The sequence below is a fragment of the Aeromonas lacus genome (assembly GCF_000764665.1).
Lineage (GTDB): Bacteria > Pseudomonadota > Gammaproteobacteria > Enterobacterales > Aeromonadaceae > Aeromonas > Aeromonas lacus.
This window is the reverse complement of sequence record NZ_JRGM01000145.1, coordinates 15339-27578: the sequence shown is the minus strand read 5'-3', so window position 1 is coordinate 27578 and position 12240 is coordinate 15339. Positions and strand designations below refer to the sequence as shown.

The window sequence follows — 12240 nt, the reverse complement described above, 5'->3', positions numbered from 1 at the left end:
TATCAGTATGAAGGCGACCCATGAACAAACGAATCATCAAGCTCGCAGACGCGAGCCACAGTCTGTTTTCCCGCTTTGTCGATCTGGTGGGAATTTCAGTCTCAATGGTGCTGCTTTCGCGGCACTTTGGTTTGTTTCATGGGTTGGACGAGATGTCACTGGCCACGCTGGGCATGGTGGTCTTCTTTCTGGTTTCCCAGAATACCGGGCTCTATTGCAGCCGGGTTCGTAAACATCTGGCGCAGTCTCTGCTGCGCCTCATCTTCTCCTGGTTGGTAACAGCTACCCTGCTCTACCTGCTGGTCTATCTGGTTCCCATCTTTAAACCCTACCACCCTTTCCCGCCGGAGCTGGCTGTGCTTTGGCTTGCCATGGCCTGCCTCATTTCCACCGGTTACCGGGTGCTGTACCGGCTGGTGACCATCTGGTTCAGCAGTGCCTCCTGCTGTCGGCGTGTGGCCATAATTGGCGTGACTCCGGCCGGACTGGCGCTGGAAAAATCCCTGTGGGAGAGCCCGCGTCACGATATCCAGATGCTCGGATTTTTCGATGCCCGTAGCGAAGAGCGCTTCGGTTACCCGACTCGCAGCCCCTTGCTGGGGGATGTCGACGAGCTGCTCGAGCTGGCCCGCAAAGGGCTGGTCGACGAAGTCTATCTGGCGCTGCCCCTGACTGCCCGGGAGCGCATCAATCACTACCTCTACGAACTCTCCGACACTACGGTAGATACCTATCTGGTACCCGATTTCTACGAGTACGGCCTGACCGTATCCCACATCGATCGGGTAGGCGATATCTATACCTTCAGCTTTTTCGATTCGCCGTTTGAAGGGGGCGCCGCCCTGCTCAAACGGATTGAAGATCTGGTGCTGGGTTCACTCATCCTGCTGCTCATCTCTCCGGTCATGGCGCTGGTGGCTCTTGGGGTGCGTCTCTCTTCGCCCGGACCTGTGCTCTTCAAGCAGGATCGCTACGGCCTGGGGGGGAAACGGATCCAGGTATGGAAATTTCGCTCCATGCGCGTCATGGAGAATGATGCCGTGGTGACTCAGGCAACCAGAGGCGATCCCAGAGTGACACCATTCGGTGCGTTCTTGCGTCGTACCTCGCTGGATGAGCTGCCACAGTTTTTCAATGTGATTCAGGGTTCCATGTCGATCGTTGGGCCGCGTCCCCATGCCGTGGCGCACAACGAGCAGTACCGCACTCTGGTGGAGCGTTACATGCTGCGCCACAAGGTTAAACCGGGGATTACCGGGCTGGCCCAGATAAATGGATTTCGTGGTGAAACCGACACCCTCGACAAGATGGAGATGCGGGTCAAGTTCGATCTCAAGTACATCCAGTACTGGTCGCTCGGACTGGATTTCAAAGTCATTTTCCTGACTGTATTCAAGGGGTTTGTCGGTGCATCCGCTTACTAGCCTCGTTTGCGCCGGACTGCTGCTCTTCCCCTCTCTTTCAGTCCGTGCCGAGGTCACTCCCGTATCGCATCAGGGGCCGCTTGGTCTGGAGATCCAGACCGAGGTGGAGAGCCGTTATGGTCACGACAGCAACCTGCTATGGCAGCGTGACAGTGGTCAGGCGATTGGCTCCGATTTCGTCGGGATCACCCCGGAATTTCGCATGGTGGGTGAACGCGGCCTGGATCGCTATCAGTTCAGCTATCTGGGTGATTATCGTCGCAATGGCAGCAGTCATGCCGATGACTATGCCGATCACCAGTTCCAGTTTGACGGCAGCTGGCGTTTCTCCCTGCGCAACGCCTTCAAGCTGATGTATCAGTATCGGCTGGGCCATGAGGCTCGTGGCGAGGGGCTGACCGAAGGCTTTATGTTGCAGGGGGATGGGAAGGATGGCGGTGATGCCACTTTCGGCGGGTTCAACATTGCCGAGCCGTTGCGCTTCAAACACAGCGAAGTGGGTGGCCGCTACAGTTACGGCGCTCCCGATGCCAGAGGCAAGCTGGAGCTGGCGCTCTCCCACAAGGAGCTGGGCTATCTCGACAAGCACCTCTACCAGCATGACTTTGAACGCTATATGGCCGAGCAGGAGTGGCAGGAGAACACCGCCATCGTCGAGCTGTTCGATCAGGTGAGCCATGTCAGCCGTTTTCGTTACACCCTTCAGGCCAACCTGCGGCGCTACCCGGCCAATCCACGCAAGGATTCCGACGAGTTTTTTCTTATCACCGGGGTGATGAGCCAGCTGACCGGCAAGACCCGGATCGATGCCAATATCGGCGGGATCTTCAAGCGTTTCGTCAACGATCCGCAGGCGGAAAGTTTCAAAGGGCTGAACTGGGATCTGCGTCTGGAGTGGCAACCGCTCGATTACAGCAAGCTCGCGCTGATCTCCAGCCGGACCATTCGTGATCCGGGTGGTGACGGCGGCTATGTCAGCAGCCAGCTATATGGCGCCGAGTGGCAGCACCATTGGTCACCCGGAGTGGCAACCACTCTCTCGTATCACGATATCCGGGATGATTATCACCAGTCGGTGGTCTGTGGTAACGACAACAGCCACCGTCAGGACGACATCCATCGCTGGGGCATGGGCATCAGCTACGACATTCGTCCCTCCGTCAATCTGGGGCTTCACTACCAGCAGGCCGACTCCGGCTCCAGCTTTGCCGGGCAGCCCATCGACATCGGCGGCAAGTGCTATCGCCGTGCGCTCGGTTACGACAAACAACAGCTTTCTCTTTCACTCAAGGTAGCCATTTAACATGAACAAAAGCGTGATGGTGCTTCTGCTTGGCTGGTTGTTCAGCCTGTCGGTCTGGGCTGGCCAGGGCCTACAAGGCAACGATTCCGCCTATCGGCTGGCGCCGGGGGACGAGGTCGAAATCCGGGTGTATGGCGAGCCGGATCTGTCGATGAAGTTCAAGGTCGATACCAGTGGCCACGTCAATTACCCCTATCTGGGTCAGGTGCTGCTGATGGGCCATACCACCACTGAGGTGGCCGAGCAGCTGACCAGAGGGCTCAAGCACGGCGTGCTGCTCGACCCCATGGTGACGGTCAACGTGACCACTTTCCGTCAGGTATTTGTGGCTGGCGAGGTGGCTCACCCGGGTGGCTACGAATACCAGCCAGGCTTGACGGTAGAGAAGGCCGTTGCGCTGGCGGGTGGTTTCACCGATCGCGCCGCCAGACGGGATATCAGCCTGCGCCTCAATGGCAGCGATCAGTTGCTGGAAGAGGTGAGCCTGCAACGGCAACTCAATCCCGGCGACATCATCACCATCGAACAAAGTTTCTTCTGATTCAGGACTCTCTTCATGACTTCATTGTTGGTTGAAAATGGCCGTGCGCTAGAGAGCCGCCTCGATTTCAGCGGCCCCTGGCGGGTGCTCAAGGCAAACTGGTGGAAGGTGGTGCTGTTTGCCGCCGTGGTGACCCTGACGGCTGCCCCCTTTATCCTCAGCATGCCGCCCTACTACCAGTCCAGTGCGACCCTGCTGCTGAAGGCGGATGCCAATAGCGCTTCCCCTATCGAGCCCGTCTATCGGGTCGATACCAGCCGCCGCGAGTACTACAACACCCAGTTCGAGCTGCTCAAGTCACGCCGGGTGGCCGAGAAGGTGGTTACTCATCTGGGTTTGGCCGAGTTGCCGGAATTCAACGGGCAGCCCAATCCGGACAGCTGGCTGAGCCGCATCAAGGGGCTCTGGAGTGCCAGACATCAGGAGGATGCCTCCTCACGCCACCAGCATGCGCTGGAGTATCTGGCCAGACACCTGACGGTCTCGCCGGTGCGCGATACCCAGCTGGTCAGCATCGGGTTCGAATCCCGTTCTCCCGAGCTGGCCGCCAGCGTCGCCAATGAGGTGGCCCAGACTTACATCGATCTCAATGTGGAGGAGCGGGTCGATGCCAACACCACGGCATCACACTGGAACCAGAGCCGGCTGGTGGAGATAAAGGCCAGTCTGGAGAAGCAGGAGAAGCAGCTCGGCGATTTCCTTGCCCGCAATGATCTGCTGACGTTTCGCGGCGTAGATGGCCTGCAAACCGAAGAGCTCGGCATCATTACCAACAAGTACGCGGATGCCCGCGAGCGGCGGCTGGCGGCGCAGGCCGAATTCCAGTCCATTCAGGAGTACGGCCGCAATCCGTCTGCGCTGGCCTCCCTGCCCGAGGTCTCCAACCACCCCCAGATGCAGGATCTGCGGATCGCCCTCATCAAGGCCCAGCAGGAGCTCTCCGAGCTGGCCAAGCGTTATGGCCCCAAGCATGACCGCATTCTGCAGGCAGAGGCGCGCATCAAGGCGCTCAATACCCAGTCAAACCAGCTGATGCGGGAGATTGCCGACGGTATCGAGGATCGCTACCAGAGCAGCCTGCGCAAGGAGCAGGAGTACCTCGCCCAGCTTGACGAGAAGAAGCGGGAGTTCTCCTCGCTGGCAGTCAAGAAGGATGAGTACAACAACCTGAAGAACAATATCGACAAGACCCGTCAGCTCTATAACGAGCTGTTCCGCCGTCAGGAAGAGACCCGCCTGAACGCTCAGCTGCACGAGTCGAATGCCATCCTCTACGACGCGGCATCGGTGCCCTTGTTGCCAGCCAAGCCAAACAAGATGCTGTTTCTGCTGATGGTGGTGATCATGGCGGGCATGGTTGCCGTGCTGGCCGTCATCACCGCCGGAGCGCTGCGCAATACCCTGGATCGTCTGAGCCAGCTGGTTTCCCAGCTCGGTGGTCGGGTGCTTGGAGAAATCCCGCGGCTGGCAGCCCTGCAGGATCAGAGTGCCCTGCTGCGGGTGGGGGCGGTCAATCCCAGAGTGGGCGCCAGTGCCGATGACCTCTACGCCATCATGCGGCTGGAGCCGGGTCAGCTGCAGCGCATCATGATCACTTCGACCCGTGCGGGTGAGGGCAAGTCGACGCTGGCGGCCCTCTGCGCCGCCAGCTTTGCCCGCCATGAGCGGGTGCTGCTGGTGGATGGGGATCTGCGCCGGGGATCCCTCGGTCGCCAGTTGCTGGGGCAGGCAGCCAGACCGGGGTTGGCTGAGCTGCTCGCTGGCGAAGCCGACCTGGCTGCCTGTCTGGTGCAGAAAGAGGGGGTGACCCTGCTGCCGGCTGGCCAGCCGGTCTCCTCCCCGCTGGCGCTGCTTGGCTCGCCACGCTGGAGCGAGCTCCTGGCAGCCCTGGCCGGGCAGTTTGACCGCATCATAGTGGACACTCCTGCGCTGGAGGTCGGCAAGGATGCCCTGCTGCTGGGGCAGCCGCTGGATGGTGCCATTCATGTGATCCAGTCCGGCCAGCTGCCGGCCAGCCGGGTGCTGAGCGTGCTGGCGCAGCTGCGGGATGCCAGAGTGGCGGTGCTGGGGACTGTGCTGACCCAGGTCACCGAGCGGGATCTGGAAGGGGCGGAGAACTTGAGATTCTGTGGTGCACCCACCCGGGGCGCGCTATGAAACTGCTGCGCAGCATCACCACCATAGGTGGTGCTTCCGTGCTATCCCAGCTGATCGGGGCATTCTCGGTCTGGTCACTGTCGCACAAGTTCGACATGGCTGCGGTTGGGCTCTATGCCCTCAGCTACAGTCTGGTGCTGATCGGTGCCCAGCTTGCCACCTTTGCCTCGCAGCTGTTGCTGCCCAAGCTGGAGGAGGCCGAGCTGCCCGGCAACCTGATCTTTTCCCTGTTGCAGGTCTGGCTGCTCCCCATCCCCTATGTACTGGTGGTGGTCTGTTTTTTCTCGCTGCCGCTCTGGCCGCTCTACCTGCTGACCGTGACCCACGGGCTGATCCTCATCGCCGAGAATCTGGCGCTGCGGGCCGGTCACTACCAGCGGCTCGGTCTGCAACGCATCTCGGCCTCCGCCGTGGTGCTGCTCTGCCTGCTGCTGGCCCCTGACATGGCGTACTTCTATCAGTTATGGGCCTGTCTGTTGCTGCTGGTGATCGGGGGCTGGTTGTGGTCTGCCTTTGCCTGGCACAGTTCCATGCTGAGAGAGGCGGCCCCGCGCCGCCTGCTGCACTTCTTTTCCCATCATAAAGCGCATCTGGCTGGTGTCGGCAGTGCCGAAGTGCTGGCGATGGTGACGGCCAATCTGCCGACCGTGCTGATCAACTTCTGGTTTTCCCCTCTGGTGGCGGGCTACTTTGCCGTGGTCAACCGCTTCTGCCTGGCGCCCGTGGTGATTGTCGGCAACGCCATCCGCCACTCCATCTTCTCGCGATGGTCGGAGGATTTTCGCCTGCGCCGTTTCAACGGAGAGGAGTTTCGCAAGGTGAAGTGGCTGCTGCTGGCGATGGGCAGTGCGGCCACCCTCGGGATCCTCATCTGCTATCCGCTGGTGATGAAATGGTTCTTCAATGCGGAGTGGATCGCCTCCATCGATACCTCCCGCTACATGTTGCCCTATGTGTTTACTGCGGTGGCCATCTGCCCGCTGACGGTGATCGAGCTGGTGTTCGGCTCGCCCGGCTACTTTTTGCGGATCCAGCTTGAGCAGCTGCTGGTCGTGGTGATCGCCTTCGTGCTGTTGCCCTGGTTGCATCAGGAGTACGAGCTCTGCGTGCTGGCCTTCTCTCTGCTGACTGCGGTGCGCTACGGCTTGGTCTTTCTGCGGGTCAACCGCCGGGCTGCCGAGTTGCAGGGTCGAATGGGGCTGGCCTCGTGAACAGTGCCCTCATCATGCAGGCCAACCTGCTGCTGTCGCTGGTGATCTGTGGCCTGGCCCAGTACGTCACCGGTATTACTGCCTTCCTCTGGCTGCCCTTCCTGCTGGCGATTGCCACCTTGATGCTGCTGCCGCTGCAGACGCGTTACAGCCCGTTGCGGCTCGACTATCAGGAGAAGGTGCTGCTGCTGCTCTACTGTGGCTTGCTGGTGCTGGCGCTGCTGGGCACCCTGCTTCAGCAGGGGGGCATGGTGACGATCATCGGTTTCAAGAACGAGCTGGCGCTCTCTCTGCTGCTTCCCTGCCTGTTGCTGGGTTTCTGCCGTGAGTCACAGATTTACCGCATCATGAAGCTGGTGGAGTGGGTCTTCTACCTGCAGATCCCGGTGGTGCTGTTTCAGGTGCTGGTGGTGGTGCCGAAACGGGTGGCACTGCGCGGCGAGTTTGAAAAGTGGGACTCGGTGGTCGGCACCTTCGGGGGGGATCCCATGGGGGGCGGCAATACCGGTGCACTCGGCTTCTTCTGCCTGCTGGTGATGCTGATCAAGCTCTCCGAGTTTCGTCACGGCCTCATTTCGCGTCGTTCGGTCGCTTTCCACATTCTTGCCGCCTTTGCCATCTGCGTGCTGGCCGAGGTGAAGTTCGTCATCCTGCTGTCCCCCTTGCTGCTAGCCTGGGTCTGGCTCTCGCCAAGCTATGTCAGGGGGATGAAGAGCTATGACATCAAGCGTCTGCTGCTGATTGCGCTGGCGATGACGGCGCTGGTGGCAGTGGCCGTTCTGGTGCTGGCTGCCTCCTACTCATCCGCATTCGAGGGGGCCGGACAACAGGGGGCCATTGAGCTGTTTATCGACTCCCTCGGCTATATCTTCGATCCCAACCACATCAACCCGGAGACCGGCGAGTTGGGGCGGGTAACGACGCTCTTTTTCTGGGCCAGCAACGGTGATCACCACGGTCTCAGCAATCTGCTGTTTGGCTATGGCCTCAACACCACCAACCATGGCAGCACCCTGCCCGGTTTTCTCAACCCCCTGTTCAACGTGCTGCTCGACTCCACTTCCCTTAGCGTGTTGTTGTGGGAGGTGGGACTGATGGGCACCCTGATCTTCATCGCGCTGATCGTTCTGCTGCTCTGGTGCTGCCGCCCCCGCCCGTTGTTGGATCGCCAACTGCTGAGCACAGCAGATGTGCGTCTGCTCAGCTACCAACCCGCTTTCATCGCGTTCGGGATCGCCTGCCTGCTGAGCTTGCCTTACAGCCAGTTGCTGATGCTGATCCCGGTGCAGCAGTTTCTCTTCTATTTCGTGCTGGGTGCCGCCCTGGTGATCCGTTCTTCGGTTCGGCAGGCCACCTGTTCCTGTGAGGTGTCATGACTCCATCCCCCCTTATCTCCGTCATCATCAAGACCTACAACGAGGAGGCAGGGATTGCCGACACCATAGCCAGCATCAGGAGCGCTCTGGCCGACTACTCCCACCAGATTATCGTGGCGGACAGTCTCTCGACCGACAGCACCCAGGCGATCGCCTGCCAGCTGGGGGTGACTGTGGTGAGCCTGACCGACCCGGCTGATCGCTGTTGTGGCGTGGGGCCACAGCTTGGCTACCTCTTCAGCGAAGGGGAATTTCTGCTGCTGCTCGATGGCGACATGAAGCTGGAGCCGGAGTTTGTGCCGGCCGCCATTGCGCATATGCACTCCCATCCCGAGTGCGGTGGCGTGGCCGGGCGGGCCGAGATGGATGATGCCCACAGCTATGAGTTCAAGTCGCGCAAGCAGCGCATCAACCAGATCTACCCGCTGGGCGAGTCGCGCTGGCTGTGTGGTGGCGGTCTGTTTCGACGCAGCGCCATCGAGCAGATCGGCTATCTCACCAATCACAACCTGCACGGTTACGAAGAGGCGGAGCTGGGTATCCGGCTGCGTCAGGCGGGCTATCGGCTGGAGCGGCTCGATGTCCCCTTCTTCTTTCACACCTCCCACACCATGGATTCCCTTGCCCTGATCCGTTACCGCTGGCGCATGGGGTATCTGTTTGCCAGCGGCGAGCTGGTACGCTCTGCGTGGGGGCAGCCCTATTTTCGCGAGGTGCTGTCGGTGATCCGCTCCGAGCTGCTGTTCGGGCTCTACCTGCTGGCACTGCTGCTCAGCGTGCTGCTTTTCGTAGCTGGTTTTCCGTTCTGGTTGCCACTGCTGGCGCTGGCACCGCTGGGCGGCTTCATCGCACTCAAGTGGTGGAAGAACCGCTCCCTGCAAGATGCCCTGCGCAGTGTCATGAACCTCTCCATCTATGCAGCCGGGCTGGTGCGCGGCCTGCTGTTGCCCCAGCGCTCCCCGCGCGAGGCGCCCGCCCATCGTCTGATCCAGGAGTCATTGCCGTGAAGGTGCTCTTTGCCAACAAGTTCTTTTTCATGAAGGGGGGCGCCGAGACCGTCCTTTTTCAGGAGCGGGAGATGGTGCGTCAGGCGGGTCATCAGGTGATCGACTTTGCCATGCAGCATCCGGATAACCTCCCCTCTCCCCAGAGCGGCTACTTTCCTACCAACGTCGATTATCACCAGCGGCACGGGCTCTTCGATCGGCTGAAGATAGCCGCTCGCTTCATCCACAATCAGGAGGCCTGTGATCGGCTGGCGGAGCTTATCCGTGCCGAGCGGCCCGATATCGTTCACTTTCACAACATCTACCACCAGCTCACCCCGGGGATCATCCGGGTGGCCAAATCACTGGGCTGCAAGACGGTGCTGACCGCGCATGACTACAAGGTGGCCTGCCCCAACTACAGCATGCTGGTCGATGGCGAGCCGTTCGATCTGACCCGGATCGAGGGGTCCTGGCTCAAGCTGTTTCGCCATCAGTGGCAGGAGGGGTCGTGGGGCAAGAGCCTGCTGCTCTCTGCCGAGGCCGCCTGGCAGCAGTGGCGCCGCAACTATGAGCAGGTCGATGCATTGGTGGCGCCGAGCGCCTTCATGGCCGGGAAGCTTCGCACCAGGCTGCCCGCTTCCCGCATCGAGGTGATCCTCAATGGCATAGATATCGAGTCGAGCCGCGAAAGCGGAGAGGATCGGGGGTACTTTCTGTTTCTCGGCCGCCTGATGACCGAGAAAGGGGTCGAGACGCTTGCCCGTGCCCATCAGCGCATGACGCGGCCGGCGGGCCTCAAGATTGTGGGCGGCGGCCCGCTGCTGGCGCACCTCGGGCAGCATTATCCCAATGCCGAACTGCTGGGGTTCAAGCAGGGTGAAGAGTTGCTCGCTCTGCTGCGCCACGCCAAGGCCGTGGTGGTGCCGTCCGAGTGGTACGAGAACTGCTCCATGTCGGTACTGGAGGCGATGGCCTACGGCAAACCGGTGATCGGGGCTCGAATTGGCGGGATTCCGGAGCAGATCCGCGATGGTCTCGATGGCCTGCTGTTCGAGGCAAGCAATGCCGACGAGCTGGCCCGTTGCATGGACAGGCTGGTGGCCGAGCCGGAGCAGACAGCGGCCATGGGGCGTTCGGCCCGTCAGCGGCTGATCGACAGCTACTCCCTCGCCAGCCACCAGCAAGCCCTGCTGGCGCTCTACCAGTCGTTGCTGGAGGAGAAACAGAGATGAGTTTCTGGCACGAGTTGAAAGCCGAACTGGCGCTCAATCCGAGCAAGACGGCGCGCCTGTTCCTGCTCTGCTACCGGCTGGCACAGGGAGGCCGCTTTATGAGGTTGCCCGGCTTGTTGCTGCTCAAGGGATTCAAGCTGCTGTGCGGCCTCGATATCTCGCCACGAGCCCGGCTGGGTTGGGGTCTGCGCCTCTATCACCCGCAGAATATCGTCATCGGTGACAGTGTGCAGATGGGGCGTGACTGCACTCTGCGCCACAACTGCACCCTGGGCAACAAGAGTGATCGCCAAAGCGGCCAGCTCCTCTCGCCCATCGTGGGGGACGGGGTCGAGTTTGGCACCGGCGCCATCGTCATCGGGGCCATCGCCATTGGTGATCATGCCTGTGTCGGTGCCGGCGCCGTCGTCACTCGTTCCGTTCCGGCTCGCGCCGTTGTTGCGGGCAATCCCGCCAGAATCATTCGAGAAGACCATGAAGCCGATTAGTGTGAGCGTGCTCGGTACCCGGGGGATCCCCCATGTACTGGGCGGTGTCGAAACCCATTGTCAGTCCCTTTATCCGGAGCTGCATCGCCAGTTCGAAGTGGCCGCGACCGTGCTGGCTCGCGCCCCCTATGTGAATTACCTAAGCGGCGAATTTGAAGGGGTGGCACTCAAGGCGTTGCCCGCCCCCAAAAAGAAGTCGCTTGAGGCGATTCTCCACTCTCTGCTCGCGGCTTTTTACTGCCGCAGCCATGCCTGCGATCTGGTGCATGTCCATGCCATCGGCCCGGGTCTGGTGGTGCCGCTGCTGAGGTTGCTTGGCAAACGGGTGGTCTTTACCCATCACGGCCCAGACTATGACCGCCAGAAGTGGGGGGCGCTGGCCAAGTGGGTATTACGCCTTGGCGAGCGCTGGGCGGTACGTTATGCCAGCGAGGTGATCGTCATCTCCGAGGTGATCAACGAGGCGATCCGCCGCCAGTACGATCGCCAGGATGCCCACCTCATCTACAACGGGGTGAAACGGGTCGAGCTGCCAGCAGCGGACAAGAGGGAACTGACGCTGGCCCGTTTCGGGCTGAGTGCAGGCAACTATCTGGTGGCGGTGGGCCGCTTCGTCGAGGAGAAGGGGCTGCACGATCTCATCGTAGCCTACCGCCAGCTCGATACAGAGCTGCCGCTGGTGCTGGTGGGGGATACGGATCACCCGACCCCCTATAGCGAGCGCCTGCAGCGGATAGCGGATGAAACACCGGGGGTGATCCGTACCGGTTTCCTCAATGGCGAGGCGCTGATCAGCGTCTTTTCACAAGCCGCTCTGTTTGCCATGCCCTCCTATCACGAGGGGTTGCCGATCGCCCTGCTGGAGGCGCTCTCCTTCTCCCTGCCGGTGGTGGTGAGCGATATTCCCGCCAATCTGGCGGTGGCGCTGCAACAGGAGTGCTATTTCCCGGTCGGCGATGTGAGTGCGCTGGCTGAGCGACTCAACGCCCAGCTGACTCGCGGCAAGGTCGATTACAGCGACTATCTGCAGCGGTATGACTGGCAGCGGATCGCCGGCCAGACCATGGCGGTCTACCGCAAGGCCCTGGGCCAGCCCGAAGGAGAGAACCAATGAGCCAATTACCGCAGAAACCGCAGGGGGCGATAGACCGCTTCTACCGTGCTCTCTCCCCCGAGGTGGCCGAGAGCCTGAGCGAAACCCAGCGCGACGGCATCGAGCAGGCGCTGCGGCTGATGAGTGATGGCAAGTCGCACGCCATCAACGTCAACAGCGCCTTCGGCATCGGTCGCTGGCGCTGCTATCTGGTCGTGCTGATGGGACGGGATCGCCGTCACCGCGGGCGGGAGAGCGGCTTTCGCTTTCACCTCAAGGTGCTGCTGACTACCCTGCTGTTGCTGCTGGGGATCTGCGGCATGGTGCTGCTGCTCTATCTGGTGAAGTCAGCCCTTGGCATCGATATCTTCAAGCACTTCTCGTTCGGGGTGTGGGATCTGTTTAAAAAGAGCGTGCTGATGTGAC

11 protein-coding genes are annotated in these 12240 nt (G+C 60.9%); all 11 read left to right on the top strand.

Features of this window, described 5'->3' with window-relative positions; translation table 11 throughout:
• Positions 1-20 precede the first annotated feature (20 nt).
• Genes LG31_RS0114885 through LG31_RS0114835 form a run of 11 tightly spaced genes read left to right on the top strand, consistent with a single transcriptional unit; the run spans position 21 to position 12239 of the window.
• Complete coding sequence (locus tag LG31_RS0114885) at positions 21-1424, top strand: undecaprenyl-phosphate glucose phosphotransferase (RefSeq protein ID WP_033115237.1); 1404 nt, start codon at positions 21-23, stop codon at positions 1422-1424.
• Positions 1408-2727, top strand: coding sequence for an outer membrane beta-barrel protein (locus LG31_RS0114880; protein WP_033115236.1), 1320 nt, complete (start codon positions 1408-1410; stop codon positions 2725-2727). The genes LG31_RS0114885 and LG31_RS0114880 overlap by 17 nt, the downstream gene beginning before the upstream one ends.
• A gap of 1 nt (position 2728) precedes the next feature.
• Positions 2729-3268 carry a polysaccharide biosynthesis/export family protein gene (locus LG31_RS0114875; RefSeq protein ID WP_033115235.1) on the top strand — a complete coding sequence of 180 codons (540 nt, stop codon included), beginning with the start codon at positions 2729-2731 and terminating at the stop codon, positions 3266-3268.
• Between the two features lie 15 nt (positions 3269-3283).
• A complete protein-coding gene (locus tag LG31_RS0114870) occupies positions 3284-5425 on the top strand; it encodes a GumC family protein (RefSeq protein ID WP_033115234.1) in 2142 nt (713 codons plus the stop codon).
• A complete protein-coding gene (locus tag LG31_RS0114865) occupies positions 5422-6636 on the top strand; it encodes a lipopolysaccharide biosynthesis protein (protein ID WP_033115233.1) in 1215 nt (404 codons plus the stop codon). The genes LG31_RS0114870 and LG31_RS0114865 overlap by 4 nt, the downstream gene beginning before the upstream one ends.
• Positions 6633-8012 (top strand): capsular biosynthesis protein, encoded by a 1380-nt coding sequence (locus LG31_RS0114860; protein WP_238567527.1) that lies wholly within the window; start codon positions 6633-6635, stop codon positions 8010-8012. Before LG31_RS0114865 ends, LG31_RS0114860 begins: the two co-directional genes overlap by 4 nt.
• The gene (locus LG31_RS0114855; protein WP_033115232.1) at positions 8009-9019 is read left to right on the top strand and encodes a glycosyltransferase family 2 protein; all 1011 of its coding nucleotides are present in this window, start codon (positions 8009-8011) and stop codon (positions 9017-9019) included. Before LG31_RS0114860 ends, LG31_RS0114855 begins: the two co-directional genes overlap by 4 nt.
• Positions 9016-10233, top strand: coding sequence for a glycosyltransferase family 4 protein (locus LG31_RS0114850; protein ID WP_033115231.1), 1218 nt, complete (start codon positions 9016-9018; stop codon positions 10231-10233). The genes LG31_RS0114855 and LG31_RS0114850 overlap by 4 nt, the downstream gene beginning before the upstream one ends.
• Positions 10230-10721, top strand: coding sequence for a serine acetyltransferase (locus LG31_RS0114845; protein WP_050513473.1), 492 nt, complete (start codon positions 10230-10232; stop codon positions 10719-10721). The genes LG31_RS0114850 and LG31_RS0114845 overlap by 4 nt, the downstream gene beginning before the upstream one ends.
• Positions 10708-11835, top strand: coding sequence for a glycosyltransferase family 4 protein (locus tag LG31_RS0114840; protein WP_033115230.1), 1128 nt, complete (start codon positions 10708-10710; stop codon positions 11833-11835). The genes LG31_RS0114845 and LG31_RS0114840 overlap by 14 nt, the downstream gene beginning before the upstream one ends.
• Positions 11832-12239, top strand: a complete 408-nt coding sequence (locus LG31_RS0114835) for a hypothetical protein (RefSeq protein WP_033115229.1) — start codon at positions 11832-11834, stop codon at positions 12237-12239. Before LG31_RS0114840 ends, LG31_RS0114835 begins: the two co-directional genes overlap by 4 nt.
• Position 12240: the final 1 nt, after the last annotated feature.

Bases quoted from the DNA above. Each gene is read 5' to 3' on its own strand.
- LG31_RS0114875 (WP_033115235.1), top strand. From the start codon at position 2,729: ATGAACAAAAGCGTGATGGTGCTTCTGCTTGGCTGGTTGTTCAGCCTG.
- LG31_RS0114870 (WP_033115234.1), top strand. From the start codon at position 3,284: ATGACTTCATTGTTGGTTGAAAATGGCCGTGCGCTAGAGAGCCGCCTC.
- LG31_RS0114840 (WP_033115230.1), top strand. From the start codon at position 10,708: ATGAAGCCGATTAGTGTGAGCGTGCTCGGTACCCGGGGGATCCCCCAT.
- LG31_RS0114885 (WP_033115237.1), top strand. From the start codon at position 21: ATGAACAAACGAATCATCAAGCTCGCAGACGCGAGCCACAGTCTGTTT.
- LG31_RS0114835 (WP_033115229.1), top strand. From the start codon at position 11,832: ATGAGCCAATTACCGCAGAAACCGCAGGGGGCGATAGACCGCTTCTAC.
- LG31_RS0114845 (WP_050513473.1), top strand. From the start codon at position 10,230: ATGAGTTTCTGGCACGAGTTGAAAGCCGAACTGGCGCTCAATCCGAGC.
- LG31_RS0114865 (WP_033115233.1), top strand. From the start codon at position 5,422: ATGAAACTGCTGCGCAGCATCACCACCATAGGTGGTGCTTCCGTGCTA.
- LG31_RS0114855 (WP_033115232.1), top strand. From the start codon at position 8,009: ATGACTCCATCCCCCCTTATCTCCGTCATCATCAAGACCTACAACGAG.